The organism is Streptomyces sp. NPDC041796 (genome assembly GCF_055590785.1).
On the sequence record NZ_JBVJAH010000005.1, the window covers coordinates 428,400 to 448,945 of the forward strand.

Annotated in this window: 13 protein-coding genes; 10 read left to right on the plus strand and 3 right to left on the minus strand. The window is 72.8% G+C overall.

The window, feature by feature from the left end:
- Positions 1–22: 22 nt before the first annotated feature.
- The gene (locus ACZ6C1_RS12755) at positions 23–1,606 is read right to left on the minus strand and encodes an NADH-ubiquinone oxidoreductase-F iron-sulfur binding region domain-containing protein (protein WP_469240272.1); all 1,584 of its coding nucleotides are present in this window, start codon (positions 1,604–1,606) and stop codon (positions 23–25) included.
- Positions 1,603–2,931: a hypothetical protein gene (locus ACZ6C1_RS12760; protein ID WP_469240273.1), complete on the minus strand. Its 1,329-nt coding sequence runs from the start codon at positions 2,929–2,931 to the stop codon at positions 1,603–1,605. Before ACZ6C1_RS12760 ends, ACZ6C1_RS12755 begins: the two co-directional genes overlap by 4 nt.
- A gap of 404 nt (positions 2,932–3,335) precedes the next feature.
- On the opposite strand from ACZ6C1_RS12760, the gene leuS reads away from it, so the two are divergent.
- The 7 genes from leuS (at position 3,336) to holA (ending at position 13,140) form a co-directional block, all read left to right on the plus strand.
- Positions 3,336–6,203 (plus strand): leucine--tRNA ligase, encoded by a 2,868-nt coding sequence (gene leuS / locus ACZ6C1_RS12765; protein ID WP_469240274.1) that lies wholly within the window; start codon positions 3,336–3,338, stop codon positions 6,201–6,203.
- A gap of 144 nt (positions 6,204–6,347) precedes the next feature.
- A complete protein-coding gene (locus tag ACZ6C1_RS12770; RefSeq protein WP_469240275.1) occupies positions 6,348–7,112 on the plus strand; it encodes a hypothetical protein in 765 nt (254 codons plus the stop codon).
- Between the two features lie 66 nt (positions 7,113–7,178).
- Positions 7,179–8,024: a DegV family protein gene (locus ACZ6C1_RS12775; protein WP_469240276.1), complete on the plus strand. Its 846-nt coding sequence runs from the start codon at positions 7,179–7,181 to the stop codon at positions 8,022–8,024.
- Between the two features lie 550 nt (positions 8,025–8,574).
- The gene (locus ACZ6C1_RS12780) at positions 8,575–9,327 is read left to right on the plus strand and encodes a ComEA family DNA-binding protein (protein WP_469240277.1); all 753 of its coding nucleotides are present in this window, start codon (positions 8,575–8,577) and stop codon (positions 9,325–9,327) included.
- Positions 9,324–11,828 carry a ComEC/Rec2 family competence protein gene (locus ACZ6C1_RS12785; RefSeq protein WP_469240278.1) on the plus strand — a complete coding sequence of 835 codons (2,505 nt, stop codon included), beginning with the start codon at positions 9,324–9,326 and terminating at the stop codon, positions 11,826–11,828. The genes ACZ6C1_RS12780 and ACZ6C1_RS12785 overlap by 4 nt, the downstream gene beginning before the upstream one ends.
- Positions 11,829–11,851: 23 nt before the next feature.
- Positions 11,852–12,097, plus strand: a complete 246-nt coding sequence (locus ACZ6C1_RS12790; RefSeq protein ID WP_469240279.1) for a hypothetical protein — start codon at positions 11,852–11,854, stop codon at positions 12,095–12,097.
- Positions 12,098–12,153: 56 nt separating this feature from the next.
- A complete protein-coding gene (gene holA, locus ACZ6C1_RS12795) occupies positions 12,154–13,140 on the plus strand; it encodes a DNA polymerase III subunit delta (protein WP_469240280.1) in 987 nt (328 codons plus the stop codon).
- A gap of 633 nt (positions 13,141–13,773) precedes the next feature.
- Here holA and rpsT read toward each other — a convergent pair.
- Positions 13,774–14,040, minus strand: coding sequence for a 30S ribosomal protein S20 (rpsT, locus tag ACZ6C1_RS12800; protein WP_064069563.1), 267 nt, complete (start codon positions 14,038–14,040; stop codon positions 13,774–13,776).
- A gap of 208 nt (positions 14,041–14,248) precedes the next feature.
- Between rpsT and lepA the strand changes: the two genes are divergently transcribed.
- The 3 genes from lepA (at position 14,249) to ACZ6C1_RS12815 (ending at position 20,546) form a co-directional block, all read left to right on the plus strand.
- The gene (gene lepA / locus ACZ6C1_RS12805; protein WP_469240281.1) at positions 14,249–16,120 is read left to right on the plus strand and encodes a translation elongation factor 4; all 1,872 of its coding nucleotides are present in this window, start codon (positions 14,249–14,251) and stop codon (positions 16,118–16,120) included.
- A 222-nt stretch (positions 16,121–16,342) separates the two neighbouring features.
- On the plus strand, positions 16,343–18,232 hold the full coding sequence (locus ACZ6C1_RS12810; RefSeq protein ID WP_469240282.1) for an AMP-dependent synthetase/ligase: 1,890 nt from the start codon (positions 16,343–16,345) through the stop codon (positions 18,230–18,232).
- 193 nt (positions 18,233–18,425) lie between these two features.
- The gene (locus tag ACZ6C1_RS12815; protein WP_469240387.1) at positions 18,426–20,546 is read left to right on the plus strand and encodes a SpoIIE family protein phosphatase; all 2,121 of its coding nucleotides are present in this window, start codon (positions 18,426–18,428) and stop codon (positions 20,544–20,546) included.

The following is a 20,546-nucleotide window of genomic DNA, read 5'->3' on the forward strand; positions in this document are numbered from 1 at the left end:
CGCGGCCGCCGGGGGCGGGGCGTCAACCCCGGCCGCTGCCGAGGGCCTTGCGGTCGGCACTCGGCAACGCCGGACGGGAGGGGCGCTCCTGGGCCCCTCGCTCGAGTCGGAGCGCCAGCTCGGGGCAGCGCCGTACCGCCAGTTGCGCCCGGTCCCGCAGGTGGGTCGGCACGGACGCGTCCGCGAGCACCGGGTAACCGTCGCGGCCCATGCGGATCAGCTCCGGGACGATGTCCGCGCACAGACCGTGGCCCTTGCAGAGCGTCCAGTCCACCGCCAGCTTCTCGCCGCTCGGGATGGACTCCACGACCTCCTGGTAGCCCGGCTCGGGCAGCGGCAGTACACCGATCGTCGGACGCCCGCAGCCGCCGTGCAGCACGTGCGCGGCCAGGTCGTCGGTGAAGGCGGACAGGGTCGAGCTGAAGAACCGGGCCGAACCGTCGGGGTGCTTGCACACGCCCCGGCCCTTCACCGCCTGGGTGACCTCGCGCAGCGCCTCCAGGGCCGCCGGCCCGCCGCCGTTGAGCACGTCCGACAGGCCACCCGCCGCGGCGGGCAGGCCCAGGCGACAGGGGCCGCACTGGCCGGCCGTCTCGGCCGCCAGCCAGTTCGCCACGCGCTGCGCCTCGCCCAGCGGGCAGGTGTCCGGACCGATCGGCAGGATCGCACCGGCTCCCAGGGCGCCCCCCACGGCCGCCATGGACTGCTTCGAGATCACGCAGTTGTCGACACCCATGGAGTCGATCCAGTTGCCGTGGTACCCGCCCGTCAGCACGCCCTGCGGGACCGGCGGGGCGCCCGCGAGCTGGAGGACGTACCGCATGGGGACGCCCGTCGGGACCTCCACCACCATGGGACGGGCGACCTGCCCGGAGATCGTCAGCATGACCGTGCCCGGCTCGCTGTCCAGGCCGTGCTGGCTGTAGCGCCCGGCACCGATCCGGGCGGCGACGGCCAGCTGCGCGAACGTCTCGGCGTTGGACAGTAGCGTCGGCGCGTTGCCCACACCGGACTCTGCGGCGCGCTCGCGGCGGCCGGGAGGGATCGCGGGCCCGCCGTTCACCGCCCGGATCACGGAGGAGGCCTCGCCGGAGACCATGCGCTCCGGAGTGCGCACGACACGCGCGCGCAGTCGCTGACCGCGCCGGTCGGACAGGCCCCGCTCGGCGAGGGCGGCGCGGATGGATATCTCCGTGGAGTTACGGGTCACGGCGACGACCAGAGTGCGGGCACCCAGCGCCTCGGCGGCCAGCAGGGCGCCGTCCAGGATGAGGTGCGGCGCGCGGTTCAGCAGGACGGTGTCCTTGCGGCAGGCGGGCTCGCCCTCGCTGCCGTTGACCACGACGACGGGGCGCACTCCGCGCCGGATCGTCGCCTTGGCGACCGCCCGCAGCTTCTTGCCGAAGGGGAAGCCGGCGCCGCCGCGGCCGGTCAGGGATATCTCCTCGGCGAGCTGGGCGAGCCGCTCGCCGCCCATGGGTTCGAGGGGGCCGTGCACCTTCAGGTGCATCTGGAGGTCGAGCCGCTCGACGAGGTCGAAGCCCTGGGTGAGCTGGGGGAGGCCGACGACGCGGACTTCGGGGACGTCGGGGAGCGGGGCGTTCACGGGCGGTCTCCTGCTGGTGCGGTCCAGGGCTCGCCGGCCGGCGGCTGCTGGAAGGGGCCCGGTACGGGCTCGGAGGGGCTGGTGTCGCCGTACGAGGGCGGTTCGTGGGTGGGGGCGCCGTAAGGGGACGGCTCGGGGGTGGTGGGGCCGTACGAGGGCGGCGTGGGGGACTGGGCGGGCGGCGGCGGGGAGGGGGTCGGCCAGTAGCCGGGCCGGGTGGCCGGTTCGTCGGTCACGACCGGCAGCTCCTCCGTCATGGGGACGCGCTCGGCGTAGGGGATCTCCTGCGTGGGGCTGCCCGCGGCGGCGTTGCCCAGGGACACGGCCCGATAGCCGGCCGAAATGCCCGCCCCCGTGGTGCTGGGGGAGGGCGAGGGGAACGGGGGCTCGAACAGCGGCGCGGACGGCGGCGTCAGGGTGCGGGGCTGCTCGCGGGGGCGGCCGATGGGACGGTCGGGGGACGGGGCGGTCTGCTCGGGGCGGGTGACTGGCTCACGCCGCACTTCCTGCTCGAACGGGGAGGCGGTCTCGTACGACGGCCGGGGAGGGGTGATGTCGGCGGCGCCGGGCAGCGGCGACACCGACGGGTCCCGCCGCCTGCCGCGACCCCGGCCCGGCTTGTCGGTGCCCGGCCCGATCAGGCCCAGCAGCCGGTCGGCGAGGCCCTGCTGTACGGGGCGGGGGAGCAGCCGTACCGAGACGGCGACGGCGGCCCCGGCGAGGGCGAGGCAGTACATGGTCGTCACCCACGTGGCCGCGGGGCGACCCGCGTAGAGCCCGTGCACGAGCGCACAGCACCAGGCCGGGTAGGCCAGCATGTGCAGCGGCCGCCAGCGGGCCGCGATGCTGCCACGGCCCGCCAGAGCGCTGCGGGCGGCGCCGGTGGACGCGGCGACCACCATCAGCAGGCCGGCGAGCGACCCGAAGCCGATCAGGCCGGACGTGCCGGTGACGCCGAGACCGAAGGGGATGAGAGCCCCGATCAGTGCCACGTGCCCCAGCGAGACCTTGACGGTGGCGTGGAGCAGGAGGAAGCCGAGGGACGCCACCGCGGTGGTGCGGTGGATGGCCTGGGCGAGCAGCCGGTGGCGGGTGGAGAGGAGGAGCCGGTCCGTCGCGAGCAGGCCCCAGGCCACGGATGCGGTCAGCGACACGAGGGAGAGGACGCCCGTGGTGAAGTCCAGGGCGGCCCGGAAGCTGTCGCTCCCGCCGATCGCGAGCACCGGTATGAGAACCAGTGCAGCCGCGGTGAGCCCGCCCTGTACCGGCTTGCTCAGACCGGCCTGCAAGGCGGGCGATGAGCGGATCTTGCGATGAGGGTTCATGGGGGGCGACTCCAGTGGTGCGGAAAAGAGGTCCCGTGGCCGCATGCTAAGTCGAGGCATACCAACCGGTACGAGCTTTGAGCGTTTAAGGTTCGGATCTGCCGACAACTGACTCTGGGGTTGCCCTGGATAGGGTCGATACGCGGAGTAACCCTGAGGCCCGCGGTGAGGTCCGGTGCCGTGTCCGGCCCGTGGTACCTCGATGCGACTCGTACGGGCCCTGCGGTACCCTGACGCCATGCGTGCCGTACGCCTTCTGCTTAGTGAGCCGCGCTGATCAGTACCGGCGGATGAAAGATCCGGCCGGAATCGGCGCGGCGTCCCCTCCTGTGCGAGGGGTTTTTTCATTTCGCCGCGCCACCGGGCGGTAGCGGGCAGAGACGATCGATGGAGCTTTAAGGATCATGAGCGAGATGAATTCGGCTGCTGTCGAGGCAGCCCCGCATCGTTACACGGCGGCCATGGCCGCCGACATCGAGGCACGCTGGCAGGACTTCTGGGACGCCGAGGGCACGTACGAGGCACCCAACCCGAGCGGGGACCTGGCCGGTGACCCGGCCGTGGTCGCCCGCCCCAAGAAGTTCATCATGGACATGTTCCCCTATCCCTCGGGTGCCGGCCTCCACGTCGGCCACCCCCTGGGCTACATCGCCACCGACGTCTTCGCCCGCCACCAGCGCATGACCGGGCACAACGTCCTGCACACCCTGGGCTTCGACGCCTTCGGCCTGCCCGCCGAGCAGTATGCCGTCCAGACCGGCACGCACCCGCGCGTGTCGACCGAGGCGAACATCGAGAACATGAAGGTCCAGCTGCGCCGGCTGGGCCTGGGCCACGACAAGCGCCGGTCGTTCGCCACGATCGAGCCGGACTACTACAAGTGGACCCAGTGGATCTTCCTGCAGATCTTCAACTCCTGGTACGACGAAGCGGCGAAGAAGGCCCGCCCCATCGCCGAGCTGGTCGCCCAGTTCGAGAGCGGTGAGCGCCCCGTACCCGGCTCCACGCGCGCGTGGAGCGAGCTGACCGCCGCCGAGCGCGCCGACGTCCTGGGCGAGTACCGCCTGGCGTACGCCTCGGACGCCCCCGTCAACTGGTGCCCCGGCCTGGGCACCGTCCTGGCCAATGAAGAGGTCACCGCCGACGGCCGTTCCGAGCGCGGCAACTACCCCGTCTTCAAGGCGAAGCTGCGCCAGTGGAACATGCGCATCACCGCTTACGCCGACCGCCTGCTGGACGACCTGGACGCGCTGGACTGGCCCGAGGCCATCAAGCTGCAGCAGCGCAACTGGATCGGCCGCTCCGAGGGTGCCCGGGTCGACTTCGCCGTCGGCGACGACGCGATCACCGTCTTCACCACCCGCCAGGACACCCTGTTCGGTGCCACCTACATGGTGCTGGCGCCCGAACACGAGCTGGTCGAGAAGATCGTCCCGGCGGCCTGGCCCGAGGGCACCCACGACGTCTGGACGGGCGGCCACGCCACCCCGGCCGAGGCCGTCGACGTCTACCGCAAGCAGGCCGCGTCCAAGTCCGACGTCGAGCGCCAGGCCGAGGCCAAGGACAAGACCGGCGTCTTCACCGGCGCGTACGCCATCAACCCGGTCAGCGGCGACCGCGTACCGGTCTTCATCGCCGACTACGTCCTGATGGCCTACGGCACCGGCGCCATCATGGCCGTCCCGGCGCACGACTCCCGCGACTTCGCGTTCGCGCGCGCCTTCGAGCTGCCCATGCGCTGCGTCGTCGAGCCCTCGGACGACCGCGGCACCGACCCGTCGACGTGGGACGACGCCTTCGACTCGTACGACGCGAAGATCGTCAACTCGGCCAACGAGGAGATCTCGCTGGACGGCCTGCGCGTCGCCGAGGCCAAGGCGAGGATCACCGAGTGGCTGGTCGCCAAGGGCGTCGGCGAAGGCACCGTCAACTTCCGGCTGCGCGACTGGCTGTTCAGCCGTCAGCGGTACTGGGGCGAGCCCTTCCCGATCGTCTACGACGAGGACGGCATCGCCCACCCGCTGCCCGAGTCGATGCTGCCGCTGGAGCTGCCCGAGGTCGAGGACTACTCGCCGCGCACCTTCGACCCGAACGACGCCGACACCCAGCCCGAGACGCCGCTGTCGCGCAACGAGGACTGGGTCAACGTCACCCTGGACCTGGGCGACGGCCCCAAGAAGTACCGCCGCGAGACCAACACCATGCCCAACTGGGCCGGTTCCTGCTGGTACCAGCTCCGCTACCTGGACCCGCACAACAGCACCAAGCTGGTCGACCCGGCCATCGAGCAGTACTGGATGGGCCCCCGCGAGGGGCAGCCGTACGGTGGCGTCGACCTGTACGTGGGCGGCGCCGAACACGCCGTGCTGCACCTGCTGTACGCGCGCTTCTGGTCCAAGGTCCTGTACGACCTGGGGCACGTCTCCTCCGTCGAGCCGTACCACAAGCTGTACAACCAGGGCATGATCCAGGCCTTCGTCTACCGGGACGCGCGCGGCATCGCCGTACCGGCCGCCGAGGTCGAGGAGCGCGACGGCGGCTTCTGGTACCAGGGCGAGAAGGTCAGCCGTGTCCTGGGCAAGATGGGCAAGTCCCTGAAGAACGCCGTCACCCCGGACGAGATCTGCGCCGAGTACGGAGCGGACACCCTGCGCCTGTACGAGATGGCCATGGGCCCGCTGGACGTCTCCCGGCCCTGGGACACGCGCGCGGTGGTCGGCCAGTACCGCCTGCTGCAGCGGCTGTGGCGCAACATCGTCGACGAGTCGACCGGTGAGGTGACCGTCGTCGACACCGAGCCCGACGAGGACACGCTGCGCGCCCTGCACAAGGCCGTCGAGGGCGTGTCCCAGGACATGGCCGCCATGCGGTTCAACACGGCGATCGCCAAGGTCACCGAGCTGAACAACTACCTGACGAAGACGGGCGCCCCGCTGCCCCGGTCGGTCGCCGAGTGGCTGGTGCTGCTGGTCGCGCCGCTGGCCCCGCACATCGCCGAGGAACTGTGGCGCAAGCTGGGCCACAGCGAATCGGTCGTGCACCAGGCCTTCCCGGTCGCCGACCCGGCGTACGTCGTCGACGAGACCGTCACCTGCGTCGTCCAGATCAAGGGCAAGGTGAAGGCGCGCCTCGAGGTCTCCCCGTCCATCACGGACGCGGACCTGGAGGCCCTGGCCCTGGCCGACGCGGGTGTCGTCGCGGCGCTGGACGGCGCGGGCATCCGCAAGGTGATCGTGCGGGCGCCGAAGCTGGTGAACATCGTCCCGGCGTGATGCCCCGGCGCACCGCCTAGGTGTTTTCCCCTACGGGCAGGTTGGGGGTTCGAATGGAACCCTCGGCCTGCCCGTTCCGTTTACCGTGGAAGAACGACGGACGGCCGCGTCCGATGCCTTACCGAGCGACATCGAGGGGACTTCATGGCAGAGGCGATCGCGATCCTGGCGCTGCTCTTCGTCGCCTTCGTCGTTCTGGGGGTGTACGTGACGGTGAAGGCCGTCAAGGCCGCCAAGCGCGGAGTGGACCGCACCATCACCCAGGCGCGGCGAACGGTCGAGGACACCACGCTGCGGGCCAAGAGCTACGGGCCGGGCGGTGTCACGGCCGAGCTGGCGCAACTGCGTCTGTCGCTGCGGACCTCGATGCGGTCCACCCAGGACGCCCTGGAAGCGGGCGCGGCGGAGGACGCCTCGCTCAAGGAGTCCCTGGAGCTGTTCCGGCGGCTCAGCGCCCACGGACACGAACTGGACGCGGACCTCAAGCGACTGGAGCGGGACCCGGACCGGGCCGGGGTGGCCGCCCAGCTCGACGAGCTGCGCGAGCGCACGGAGCGGATCATCCACTCGGCGGAGTCGCTGCGGTGGGCGGCCCGGGACCGGGCGCGGAAGTTCGCCGACGACGACCTGGCGTCTCTGAGCGCCCAGATCGACGTGGAGGCCGGGGCGCTGCGGCACTGGACCGGGACCGAGCAGGACGACCTGTCCTGGCCGGAGACGGCGGAGGGGCAGGCGTCGGCACAGCCCCGGCAGGCGGACGCCGAAGCGAACGCGCGGCCCGCGAGGGAGCCGGAGGACGGCCGGAGCACGACCGACCCGGACACGCCCAGGGCGATCACCGCGCGGGACCCGCGACAGCAGTCCTTCTACTCGTGGCAGAAGTCGACGCGCCCCGAGACCACCAACTGACCGGATGGGATCACGAGACGGGGGCGGGCTGCCGTAGGGAGCCGCCTCCGGGGTACCCTCCCGGTCATGTCCCGCCATGTCGCGATCGTCACTGATTCCACGGCCTACCTGCCGACGCGGACGATGGAGCGGCACGGTATCACCGCGGTGCCGCTGACCGTCGTCCTCGGCGACCAGGCCCTTGAGGAGGGCACCGAGATCTCGGCCCGCTCGCTCGCCGTCGCGCTCCAGAAGCGTCGCTCCGTGACCACGTCGCGGCCGAGCCCCGAGGTGTTCGCCGCGGCCTACCGCGCGGCGGCCGGGAGAGGGGCCACGGAGATCGTGTCGCTGCACCTGTCGGCCGAGTTCTCCGGGACGTACGACGCCGCGCTCCTGGCCGCCAAGGACGCGGCGGTGCCGGTGCGGGTCGTCGACACGGGGATGGTCGCCATGGCGCTCGGGTTCTGCGCGCTGTCGGCCGCCGAGGCGGCGGAAGCGGGCGGCACGCTGGACGAGGTCGTCGCCGCCGCGGAGAAGCGGGCCGCCGGTACCTCCGCGTACTTCTACGTCGACACGCTCGAGTACCTCCGCCGGGGTGGCCGCATCGGCGCGGCCCAGGCGCTGCTGGGCTCCGCCCTCGCCGTGAAGCCGCTGCTGGAACTGGAGGGCGGCCGGATCGAACTGCGGGAGAAAGTACGCACGGCGTCCAAAGCGATCGCTCGGCTGGAGGAGATCGCCGCCGACCGGGCCGGCGGGAGCCCGGTGGACATCGCGGTGCACCACCTCGCCGCCCCCGACCGGGCGGCCGCCCTCGCCGACCGGCTGCGCGTCCGCGTGCCGGGCCTGGCTGAGCTGCACGTCAGCGAAGTCGGCGCGGTCATCGGCGCGCACACTGGGCCGGGCCTGCTGGGGGTCGTCGTCTCGGCGCGGTGACCGTCGGCCTCACACGGTCGGGTGAGCGCGTTTTCCACAACGGGTTGGTTTTCCACGGAATGTGAGGCGGCCCAGCGGGTCCGGGTGATCGCCTCTACCGTCCTGTGGCATGGCAACGCGAACACACTCCGTGACATCGACAGCGCTCCTCGTACGGGCGGCGAGTGGACCCGGCCGGGCGCCCGGCTCCGACGGCCGCACGCGGGGCCGAGGCCCCGCACGACACCGTGTACGGCGCGGGAGGAGCACAGCCGCGCACGTGACGGCGACAGCCCGCCGCCGCGCGGACGCGCTCTTCGAAGGGACGGGCGCGTCGGCGACCCACCCGCCCCCGGCCGCCGGCGCCGTACCGGCACAGCCGCCGATGGTGGATCCGGGCGCTGACGGGGTGTCGGGGACTGCTGAGGGGTCGGGATCCTCTGCGGGAGTGGGGACTTTCACTGTGTCGCCGGTCGGTGTGCCGAGTGCTGCTGCGGGGTCGGGCAATCCCGCTGTGCGGCGTACTGCTGCGGGGGTGGGTACTCCCGCCGTGCCGGGGACTCCTGTGGGCGTGGAGTCGGAGCTCGTGGCGGGCGCGTCGGCGGAGGGTGCCGGAGGTGCTCCGGCTCCGGCTCCCGAGGGGGCGCGGGAGCGGCGGGAGCGGTGGCGGCTCGGGCTGCGGGAGCGGTTGCCGCTGTGGGTGCGGACCCGGTGCGGGACGGAGCCCCGAACGGTCGTCGCGCTCGCCGTGGTCCTGGTCGTGGCCGCCGCACTCGCCGGGCGGTACTTCTGGGTGGGCCGGCCGGAGCCGGTCCGGGCGCCCGAGGTGGTCACCGAGGCCGCGCCCGCCGCGGAGCGGGCCCCGGTGCGCCGTCCCCCGGCCGGGGCGCCACCCGTGGTCGTCGACGTGAGCGGGAAGGTGCGGCGGCCGGGCGTGCTGCGGTTGCCCGCCGGATCCCGGGTCGCCGACGCCCTGCGCGCGGCGGGTGGCACAAGGCCGGGCACCGACCTCACGGGGCTGAACCGGGCGCGAGTGCTCATGGACGGCGAGCACATCGTGGTGGGCGCCCCGCCGGCACCGGCGGGGCCCGCACCCGGGACGTCCGGGGCATCGGGTCCGGACGGTTCCCAGGGACCGGTCAGCCTCAGCACCGCCACGGTGGACCAGCTCGACACCCTGCCCGGTGTCGGCCCCGTGCTGGCCCAGCACATCGTCGACTACCGCACCCGGCACGGTGGTTTCCGGTCGGTCGACGAACTCCGCGAGGTCAACGGGATCGGTGAGCGCCGGTTCGCGGACCTCCAGTCCCTCGTACGGCCATGAACCGCCAGGTGGTACATGCCGTGTCGGGTGCCCGGCCGGGTGCCGGGGATCCTCGGCAGGAGGGCCCGGCGGACATGCGGCTCGTCGGGCCCGCCCTGGCGGCGTGGGGAGCGGCGGCGCTCGCGCTGGGCACACCGGGCTGGTGGACGGTGACAGGTGTGGTGCTCTGCGTCCTGGGAGGCGCCGCGCTGTTGCTCCGGCGTCTCGGTGGGCGCTCCGCGCTGCTGGGCCGCCGCCCGCCGGCCGGCGGCCGCACGGTGTGGGCGGCGGTGTTGCTCTGCGCCGCGGCCGGGGCGGCGTCGGCGGGACTGCACGGCGCCGATCTGAGGAGGGGACCGCTGCCGGGGCTGGTGGAGCGGCACGCCCGGGTCACCGTCGAGGCAACGGTCACCTCCGACCCACGGCTCACCCGTGTGAAGGTCCACGGCCCCCGGGCGGCGCCCGCCGCCGTCGTGCTGGACGCCGACGTCACGCTGGTGACGGCCTCCGACGGCGCCGTCACCAGGGTCCGGACGCCCGTGCTGGTGATCGTGTCGCCCGCCGGAGGCGACTGGCGGCGACTGCTGCCGTCCACCCGACTGCGCCTGACCGGGCGGCTGGCGCCGCCGCACCACGCCGGGGAGCCGTTCGCCGGTGTCCTGCGGGCCGACCCCGGCCCACCGCGGATCCCCGGGCCGCCGACCGCGCTCCAGCGCACCGCCGGGGAGCTCCGCGCGGGACTGCGCGCCGCGACCGACGGGCTGCCGCCGGACGCTCGCGCCCTGCTGCCGGGGCTGGTCGTCGGAGACACCTCCCGCATCCCGTCCGACCTGCACGACGCTTTCCGGGCAACCGACCTGACGCACCTTCTGGCCGTTTCCGGGAGCAACCTCACCATTGTCTTGCTGCTGCTCATCGGACCGCCCGCCACGGCCCTGAAGGCCGAACGTGGCGGGCTGGCACCCCGGTTGGGGATCCCTCTGCGGGCGACCGCGCTGCTCGGCGGGGCGTTGACCCTCGGCTTCGTCCTGGTCTGCCGACCCGATCCCAGCGTGCTGCGCGCCGCCGCCTGTGGACTGATCACCCTGCTGGCCATCGGCACCGGGCGCCGCAGGTCGCTGATCCCCGCGCTCGCCGCCGCCGTACTGCTGCTGGTGCTGTACGACCCCTGGCTGGCGCGCAGCTACGGCTTCCTGCTCTCCGTACTGGCCACCGGGGCGCTCCTGACCGTCGCGCCGCGCTGGAGTGCCTCGTTGCGCGGGCGCCGGGTTCCGCCCCGGATCGCGGAGGCGCTGGCCGCGGCGCTCGCGGCCCAGGCGGTGTGCGCCCCGGTGGTGGCCGTCTTCGCCGCACGGGTCAGCCTGGTGGCGATCCCCTGCAACCTGCTGGCCGAGATCGCGGTGGCCCCGGCGACCGTGCTCGGGTTCGCCGCGCTCGCCACGGCACCGGTCGCGATGCCGGTGGCGGGTCTCCTCGCCGAATGCGCGGGGTGGCCCGCCGGGTGGATCGCCTCCATCGCCCGAGCGGGAGCCGCGTTGCCCGGGGCGGAGGCCCAGTGGCCCGGAGGCTGGGGCGGAGGGCTGCTCCTCGCCGCCGTCACCGCGCTGCTGCTGGTGTGGGTGCGCCGGTTGCGTCACCGGGGGTGGCTGGCCGGCGCGTGCACCGTGCTGTTGCTGCTCGCGGTGGTGCGGCCGCAGCCGCTCACCAGGCTGGTCACCGGGTGGCCGCCGCCGGGGTGGGTGTTCGCGATGTGCGACGTCGGCCAGGGTGATGCGACCGTACTCGCCGCGGGCGGGGGCACGGCCGTGGTGGTGGACGCGGGGCCCGACCCGCAGCTCGTGGACCGGTGCCTCCACCGACTCGGTGTCAGCCGCGTGCCGCTCGTGGTGCTCACGCACTTCCACGCCGACCATGTCGCCGGCCTGCCGGGCGTACTGAGAGGCCGGGCGGTCGGGGCGATCCAGACCACGAGCCTCCAGGACCCGCCGGACCAGGCGGCGTTCGTGCGGAGAACCGCCGCGGCGGCAGGGGTGCCGGTCGTCCGCGCGGGGGCCGGTGAGCGCCGGCGGATCGGGCCGCTCGACTGGAGGGTGCTGTGGCCCGGTGCCGCCATGGCCGGACCGGAGCCGGAGGGACCGAACGACGCCAGCGTCGCGCTCCACGTCCGGATCGGCGGCGGCACGACCCTGCTCCTCCTCGGCGACCTGGAGCCGCCCGCCCAGCAGGGCCTGCTGCGCGCCCACCCGGACCTGCCGCCGGTCGACGTCCTGAAGGTCGCCCACCACGGCTCGGCCCACCAGGACCCGCGTCTGCTGAGCAGGGCCCGGCCACGGCTGGCTCTGGTCTCGGCCGGCCGGGACAACCCGTACGGCCATCCGGCACCGCGTACGGTCGGCGCACTGCGGGCCGGGGGAGCGGTGGTGCTGAGTACCGACAGGCACGGCGCGATCGCCGTGACGGGGCGGGGAAGGGAACTGCGCGCGATCACCGCCCAGGGACGGGGGCCGGGGCCGGAGCCCTAGCGGCACGCAGGAACAATGTCCCTGTGAGTGATGTGCGACATGTGCTGGTACTGCCCGACCGGGACGCGGCCGAGGAGGCCGCCGAGGAGCTCGGGGAGCGTTTCAGGATCACGGAGGAGCCCCAGCTGGTGAGGGACGCCCTGGCCGGTGAGGACGACGCCGAGGACGCCCAGTGGCTGGTGGTGGTCGAGGACCCGGACGGGCGGCTCGCGGCCGCCGAGCTGGACGAGTTCGCGGCGCGGTGGGACGGCTGGCGGGAAGAGCCGTAGGGAGCGGCTGCCGGGCGTAACGGCGTTGTCGGTGGGCCGTGCGATGCTGGTTCGCGATGGCCACCAGAAAGAACCAGACCGACGACGTCCTCGCGCCCGTCACCCTCGCCGTGGGGCAGGAGGACCTGCTCCTCGACCGCGCGGTGCAGCAGGTGGTGGCGGCCGCCCGCGCGGCCGACGCCGACACGGACGTCCGCGACCTCACGCCCGACCAGCTCCAGCCCGGTTCGCTCGCCGAGCTGACGAGCCCCTCGCTCTTCGCCGAGCGAAAGGTGCTGGTCGTGCGGAACGCGCAGGACCTCTCCGCCGACACGATCAAGGACATCAAGGCCTACCTCGGCTCGCCCGTGGAGGACATCAGCCTCGTGCTGCTCCACGCGGGCGGCGCCAAGGGCAAGGGCCTGCTGGACGCCGCACGCAAGGCGGGTGCGCGGGAGGTCGCGTGTCCGAAGACCACCAAGCCGGCGGAGCGACTGACGTTCGTGCGCGGTGAGTTCCGCACGCTCGGGCGGTCGGCGACGCCGGAGGCGTGCCAGGCGCTCGTCGACGCGGTCGGCAGCGATCTGCGGGAGCTCGCCTCCGCGGTGTCGCAGCTCGCCGCGGACGTCGAGGGCACCATCGACGAGGCGGTCGTCGGCCGGTACTACACGGGCCGGGCCGAAGCCTCCAGCTTCAACGTGGCCGACCGGGCGGTGGAGGGCCGGGCGGCGGAGGCCCTGGAGGCGCTCCGCTGGTCGCTGTCCACCGGTGTCGCGCCGGTGCTGATCACGAGCGCGCTGGCGCAGGGTGTCCGGGCCATCGGCAAACTGTCCTCGGCGCGGGGCGGCCGGCCCGCGGACCTGGCCCGCGAGCTCGGCATGCCGCCGTGGAAGATCGACCGGGTGCGCCAGCAGATGCGCGGCTGGACGCCGGACGGAGTGGCCGTCGCGCTGCGAGCGATCGCCGAGGCCGACGCGGGGGTCAAGGGCGGGGGCGACGACCCGGAGTACGCGCTGGAGAAGGCGGTCGTCACCATTGCCCGCGCGGCCCGCTCTCGCCGCTGAGCCCAGGGCGTCGCCCGGTCCACGCGGCGGAGTACCGCGGGTAGCGCGGGTGGTTCGTGCGGGCGGTTCGCGCCGTGCCGGTCGCGCCGTGCCGGTCGCGCCGTGCGGCTCGTGCGGGTGGTTCGCGCCGTGCCGGTCGGACCGGTCGTGCCGGTGGTCCGCGCCGTGCGGCTCGCGCGGGGTGGTCCGCGCCGTGCGGTTCGTGCGGGTGGTCCGCGTCGTGCGGTTCCTGCCATGCGGCTCGCGCGGGCGGTTCGTGCCGTGCGCTGGGGCGGTGGAGGTGTGGGGTCGGCCGCGGGCCGGTGGGCGCGCCCGGCCTCCGGCCGGGCGTACGTGGGGGGCTTCTCGCCGTCGGCGGTTGCCCGCAGGCAGGCCGTCGGGCGAGCTCCGCCGCACACGCTGCCGGGCCCGCCGGCGCCGGGAAGTCCTATGGGCGCTGTGTCCGTGGGCGCGGACATGCCGAAGGCCCCGGGGCCGTGTCCTGGGGAAGGACGGGCGACGGGGCCTTCGGGTGATGCGCTGGTGAGCTCGTACCCGCGTGGCGAACGCAGGCCGCGTACGGGCTCGGGGTGCCGGTCAGGAGCGGATGAGAGGGCCCGCTTGGTCCGTCCCGGCGATCAAATCAAGAGCAGCTCAGCCCTGAAGGGAGGCAACCTTGGTGGCCAGCGCCGACTTCTTGTTGGCGGCGGCGTTCTTGTGGATGACACCCTTCGAGACGGCCTTGTCGAGCGCACGGGAGGCGGCGCGAGCGGCAACGGTGGCCTTCTCGACGTCACCCGCGGCGGCAGCCTCACGGGCCTTGCGGATCGCGGTCTTGAGCGACGACTTGACGGCCTTGTTGCGCAGGCGCGCCTTCTCGTTGGTCTTGTTCCGCTTGATCTGGGACTTGATGTTCGCCACGAAAGAGCCTTTTCAGGTTCGTAAGGATTTCTCTGATGTGTGCCGCGCTGCTGAGAGGGCCACGAGACACAGCTGCCCAGGCTACCAGTCGCCCTCCGAGCGGCCCAAACCGAGCGCCCGTCCCCGTCCGTGGGACCATGGAACCTACGTATCGATCCGACGTCGACCCGAGCAGAGACGCCCGGCGTCTCGAGAATCAGGACCCTGCGTGCCCGCGACCCCTATCCACGTGCCCGAGCCGAGCCGTACCGACCCGGCGCTGATCCGCAACTTCTGCATCATCGCGCACATCGACCACGGCAAGTCGACCCTTGCCGACCGGATGCTCCAGCTGACCGGTGTGGTCGAGCAGCGGCAGATGCGCGCTCAGTACCTCGACCGCATGGACATCGAGCGCGAGCGCGGCATCACGATCAAGTCCCAGGCGGTGCGTCTGCCGTGGGCCCCCACGGAGGGGCCCGGCCAGGGCAGCACTCACATCCTCAACATGATCGACACCCCTGGTCACGTCGACTTCACCTACGAGGTGTCGCGGTCCCTGGCCGCCTGCGAGGGCACCATCCTGCTCGTCGACGCCGCCCAGGGCATCGAGGCGCAGACCCTCGCCAACCTCTACCTGGCGATGGAGAACGACCTGGCCATCGTCCCCGTGCTCAACAAGATCGACCTTCCGGCGGCCCAGCCGGAGAAGTTCGCCGAGGAGCTGGCGAACCTGGTCGGCTGTGACCCCGACGACGTACTGCGGGTGTCCGCCAAGACCGGCATCGGCGTCGAGGCGCTGCTGGACCGCGTCGTCAGGGACGTCCCGGCCCCGGTCGGCGTCAAGGACGCCCCCGCCCGCGCGATGATCTTCGACTCGGTCTACGACTCGTACCGCGGTGTCGTCACCTACGTCCGTGTGATCGACGGGCAGCTCAACAAGCGCGAGCGCATCCGCATGATGTCCACGGGCGCGACCCACGAGCTGCTGGAGATCGGGACGAACTCGCCCGAGATGCTCCCGGCCGACGGCCTCGGTGTGGGTGAGGTCGGCTACCTGATCACGGGTGTGAAGGACGTCCGCCAGTCCAAGGTCGGTGACACCATCACCACCCTGCACAAGGGCGCCACGGAGGCCCTCGGCGGCTACAAGGACCCCAAGCCCATGGTGTTCTCCGGCCTCTACCCGCTGGACGGCTCGGACTACCCCGAGCTGCGTGACGCGCTCGACAAGCTCCAGCTCAACGACGCCGCGCTCGTCTACGAGCCGGAGACCTCCGCCGCCCTCGGCTTCGGCTTCCGCGTGGGCTTCCTCGGCCTGCTGCACCTGGACGTGATCCGGGAGCGGCTGGAGCGCGAGTTCGGGCTGGACCTGATCGCCACCGCCCCCAACGTGGTCTACCGCGTCCTCATGGAGGACGGCAGCGAGCACACGGTCACCAACCCGAGCGAGTTCCCCGAGGGCAAGATCAGTGAGGTGTACGAGCCGGTCGTACGCGCCACGATCCTGGCCCCCAGCGAGTTCATCGGCTCGATCATGGAGCTGTGCCAGACCCGCCGCGGCACCCTCCTCGGCATGGACTACCTCTCCGAGGACCGGGTGGAGATCCGCTACACCCTGCCCCTCGCCGAGATCGTCTTCGACTTCTTCGACCAGCTGAAGTCCAAGACCCGCGGCTACGCCTCCCTGGACTACGAGCCCACCGGCGAGCAGGCCTCCAGCCTCGTCAAGGTCGACATCCTGCTGCACGGCGACAAGGTCGACGCCTTCTCCGCCATCACCCACAAGGACGCGGCGTACGCCTACGGTGTGCGGCTGGTCGCCAAGCTGCGCGAGCTCATCCCGCGGCAGGCCTTCGAGGTGCCCATCCAGGCGGCCATCGGTTCGCGCGTCATCGCCCGCGAGACGATCCGCGCGATCCGCAAGGACGTGCTCGCCAAGTGCTACGGCGGTGACATCTCCCGTAAGCGGAAGCTGCTGGAGAAGCAGAAGGAAGGCAAGAAGCGGATGAAGATGGTCGGTTCCGTGGAGGTTCCGCAAGAGGCCTTCATCGCGGTGCTGTCCAGCGACGACTCCGCCGGCGGCAAGGCCAAGAAGTAGCGGTGCCCGCACAGCGCCCGTTCGGTTCACGGACGGGCGCTTTTGCGTGCATGCGACGGGCCGCCGGGCGTCCCAGTCGTTATGAAGCGGGTATGAAGCACCGGGCCGCAGCCCCTTACGTGGCGGACGACGGAGCTCTAACCTGATGCCGCCCGAGGGTTACTCGCCAGTTAAACAATCATCCCGTCGTGCAGCCCTGCCGCAAGCCGCCCGGAGGACGTCGTGAGCGACACACAGACCCTGATCGAGAACCGACCGCCCTCCGTGGCCAACCTCTTCCTGGAGCGCGTGGCGAAAACGCCCGACGGCGAGGCCTACCGCTACCCGGTCCCCGCCCCCTCAGGGCAGGGCCCCGACGAGTGGAAGTCCCTCAGCTGGGGTCAGGCCGCCGAGCGCGTCTACGCCATCGCCGCCGGCCTCATCGACCTCGGCGTACGGTCCGAGGAGCGGGTCGCCCTCGCCGCCGCCACCCGCGTCGAGTGGATCCTGTCCGACCTCGGCGTGATGTGCGCCGGTGCCGCGACCACCACCGTCTACCCGCAGACCAACGCCGAGGAGTCCGCGTACATCCTCGCCGACTCCGAGAGCCGCGTCCTGATCGCCGAGGACGCCGCCCAACTGGCCAAGGCACGAGAGAAGCGCGCCGAGCTGCCGCACCTCGCCCATGTGGTCGTCATCGACCCGGCCGGCGTCGAAGCGGACGAGTCCGAGCCCGAGGGCTGGACGCTCTCGCTGGCCGAGCTGGAGGAGCGCGGCCGCGCCTACCTGGAGAAGAACCCGGACGCCGTCAAGGACCGGGTCGCCGCCATCACCTCGGACCAGCTCGCCACCCTCATCTACACCTCCGGCACCACCGGCCGCCCCAAGGGTGTACGGCTGCCGCACGACAACTGGTCGTACATGGCCAAGGCCATCGCCGCGACCGGTCTCATCACCGCCGAGGACGTGCAGTACCTCTGGCTGCCCCTCGCGCACGTCTTCGGCAAGGTGCTCACCTCCGGCCAGATCGAGGTCGGGCACGTCACCGCCGTCGACGGCCGCGTCGACAAGATCATCGAGAACCTGCCGGTCGTCCAGCCGACGTACATGGCCGCCGTACCCCGCATCTTCGAAAAGGTTTACAACGGGGTCGCGGCAAAGGCACGGGCCGGAGGCGGCGCCAAGTACAAGATCTTCAAGTGGGCGGCCGAAGTCGCCCGCGAATACGCCAGGACCAGCCAGGACAACTTCCGCCGCACCGGCAACGCGAGCGTCCCCTTCGGCCTGAACGCCAAGCACAAGATCGCCGACGCCCTCGTCTACTCCAAGCTCCGCGAGGCCTTCGGCGGCCGGCTGCGCGCGGCCGTCTCCGGATCGGCCGCCCTCGCACCCGACATCGGCTACTTCTTCTCCGGCGCCGGTATCCACGTCCTGGAGGGCTACGGCCTCACCGAGTCCAGCGCCGCCTCCTTCGTCAACCCGGGCGAGGCCTACCGCACCGGCACCGTCGGCAAGCCGCTGCCCGGCACGGAGGTCCGGATCGCCGACGACGGCGAGATCCTGCTGCGCGGCCCCGGCATCATGGAGGGCTACCACGGCCTGCCGGAGAAGACCGCCGAGGTCCTGGAGTCGGACGGCTGGTTCCACACCGGCGACATCGGCGAACTCTCCGTCGACGGCTACCTCCGCATCACGGACCGCAAGAAGGACCTGATCAAGACGTCCGGCGGCAAGTACATCGCGCCCGCCGAGGTCGAGGGACAGTTCAAGGCCGTCTGCCCGTACGTCTCCAACATCCTCGTCCACGGCGCCGACCGGAACTACTGCACCGCGCTCATCGCCCTCGACGAGCCCGCCATCCTCGGCTGGGCGCAGGAGCACGGTCTGGGCGGCAAGTCCTACGCCGAGGTCGTGGCCACCCCCGAGGTCACGCAGCTCGTCCAGGGCTATGTGGACCGGCTCAACGAGGGGCTCCAGCGCTGGCAGACCATCAAGCAGTTCCGGCTCCTGCCGCGCGACCTCGACATCGAGCACGGCGAACTGACGCCCAGCCTCAAGCTGAAGCGCCCCGTGGTCGAGCGTGAGTACAAGCACCTCATCGACGAGATGTACGCGGGGACCAGGGAGGCCTGAGACCGGCGGGACACGACGACGGGGCCGCGCGGCGGGAAGCGCGGCCCCGTTCGCGTGGGCGAGTTCGATGACTCGGCGCTTATGAACGTGCTCGATCTGTCACCCTGTCGGTGTCCGACCACGAGCCGACCCAGGAGCCGACGAGGAGCCGCACGTGGGGTCCTTTCCGACACAGCGCGCGACCACCGGAGAGTTGCTGCTGCCGCCCCACCACCCGCCCCAGGGCCAGTCCGTCACGCGCACCAGCCTGCCGGGAAACCCGCTCGCGCCGTCCGCCGCCCGCCGCTTCGTACGCGCCGCGCTCGCCGACTGGACCGGCCTGGCGCTGCCCGCCGCCGCCACGATCACCGAGCGGGTCGCCGACGACGCCGTCCTGGTCGTCACCGAACTCGTCACCAATGCCGTCGTCCACGCCGGCACCACCGTCGAGCTGCTCTTCCGGCTCGAGGACCCCGCCGACGGCCGCCCCGCGGCCCTCGTCCTCGAGGTGTCCGACCACCACCCGACCCGGACCGTCCGCCACGAACACCAGCACCACGAGGACGCGGACGGCCTCGACGACTACGGCCGGGGGCTCCAGCTCGTCGCCGCCCTCGCCGAATGCTGGGGCATCACCTACCGGCCGGGCCTGAAGACCGTCTGGGCCCGGCTGCCCCTCGAAGGCTGGGACACCTGCCCCCTGCCCGGCTCCGAACCGGCGATCCAGCGCGGGCTGCGCGCCGCCGAGATCCTCGCCCCGTCACCGCGCCGAGTGGTGCGCGACGACCACGAATGGGCCGGCCGCGGGGCGCTGTCGTTCCTCGCCGAGGCGTCCGACCTGCTCGCCGGCCAGCTCGACGAGGACCTCGTCGCGGCGCTCGCCGGCCAGCTCCTGGTGCCGCGCCTGGCCGACTGGTGCGCCTTCTGGCTGGAGGACGAGGGCGCCGAGGGCAGCGGGCCGCAGCTCGCCCGGGTGTGGCACGCCGACGAATCGGCGCTGGAGACGCTGCGTACGGCGCTGGAGAAGGAACCGCCCCGGATGCCGGAGCCGCCCCGCACCGGGCCGGTGCCGATCCCCTGGCCGTCATCGGAGCACCGCGGCGACACCGGCGCGGCGCACGGCGAGGCGGACGGCCGGGCGCACGGCGAGGCGGATGGCCGGGTGCGCGGCGCGGCGCACGGTAGTGCGGACAGCGTGGCGGACGGCAGTGCGGAAGGCGGCGCGCACGGCGGGGCGGACGGCAGTGCGGAAGGCGGCGCGCACGGCGGGGCGGACGCCAGTGCAAAAGGCGGCGCGCACGGCGGGGCGCAGAGCGCGGCGGAAGGCGCGGAGGCGGGCACCGCGCTCGCGTACCGGCTCGTCGTGGGCGGGCACGGGCTGGGCACCCTGATGCTCGGACGGCGCGGGCGGGCACGGATCCCCGACGCCGTCACCAGCCTCGTCGAGGACTTCGCGCGCCGCGTCGCCCTCGCCATCGGCGCCGCCCGCCGCTACACCCGCCAGGTCACCATCAGCCGGGTGCTCCAGCGGGGTCTCCTGCCCAGCCAGGTGGCCCAGATCCCGGGCGTCGAGAGCCGCATCGTGTACGAACCCAGCGACGACGGTCTGGCGGGCGGTGACTTCTACGACGTGTTCCAGGCCGGCCCCGGGGCGCGCCGCTGGTGCTTCATGCTCGGCGACGTCCAGGGCAGCGGCCCCGAGGCCGCCGTCGTCACCGGCCTCGCCCGCCCCTGGCTGCGGCTGCTCGCCCGCGAGGACCACCAGGTCGGGCAGGTCCTCGACCGGCTGAACCGGCTGCTCCTCGACGACGCCACGGAGGCCGCCGAGGCCGCCGCCTCTATGGTCGCCGCGGCCGGTGACCTGCCCGGCGGGCCGCATTCCCCCGCCCAGCCCCAGTCGCGGTTCCTGTCGCTGCTGTACGGCGAGCTCGTGCCGCTCGCCCCCGAGGACGGCGGCGGGGCGCGCTGCACGCTCGCCAGCGCCGGTCACCCCCTGCCGCTCCTGCTTCGCCCCGACGGCTCCGTGACGCCCGCCGCCGCGCCCCAGGTGCTGCTGGGCGTCGTCGACGACGTCGGGTACGAGAGCCACACCTTCCACCTCGCGCCCGGCGACACCCTCCTGTGCGTCACCGACGGCGTCACCGAGCGCCGCTCCCGCACAGGCCGGATGTTCGACGACGGCGACGGGCTGGCCGAGGCCCTCGCCGGCTGCGCCGGGCTCCCGGCGCGGGAGGTCGCCGACCGGATCCGGCGGGCGGTCCACACGTTCGGCGAGACGCCCGTGCGCGACGATCTCGCGCTGCTGGTGCTCCAGGCCCGGCAGGTGCCGCGGTGA

Excerpts from the sequence above, each read along its gene's own strand:
- holA (WP_469240280.1), top strand. The coding sequence starts at position 12,154 with ATGGCCACCAGAAAGAACCAGACCGACGACGTCCTCGCGCCCGTCACC.
- leuS (WP_469240274.1), top strand. The coding sequence starts at position 3,336 with ATGAGCGAGATGAATTCGGCTGCTGTCGAGGCAGCCCCGCATCGTTAC.
- ACZ6C1_RS12785 (WP_469240278.1), top strand. The coding sequence starts at position 9,324 with ATGAACCGCCAGGTGGTACATGCCGTGTCGGGTGCCCGGCCGGGTGCC.
- ACZ6C1_RS12760 (WP_469240273.1), bottom strand. The coding sequence starts at position 2,931 with ATGAACCCTCATCGCAAGATCCGCTCATCGCCCGCCTTGCAGGCCGGT.
- ACZ6C1_RS12770 (WP_469240275.1), top strand. The coding sequence starts at position 6,348 with ATGGCAGAGGCGATCGCGATCCTGGCGCTGCTCTTCGTCGCCTTCGTC.
- ACZ6C1_RS12775 (WP_469240276.1), top strand. The coding sequence starts at position 7,179 with ATGTCCCGCCATGTCGCGATCGTCACTGATTCCACGGCCTACCTGCCG.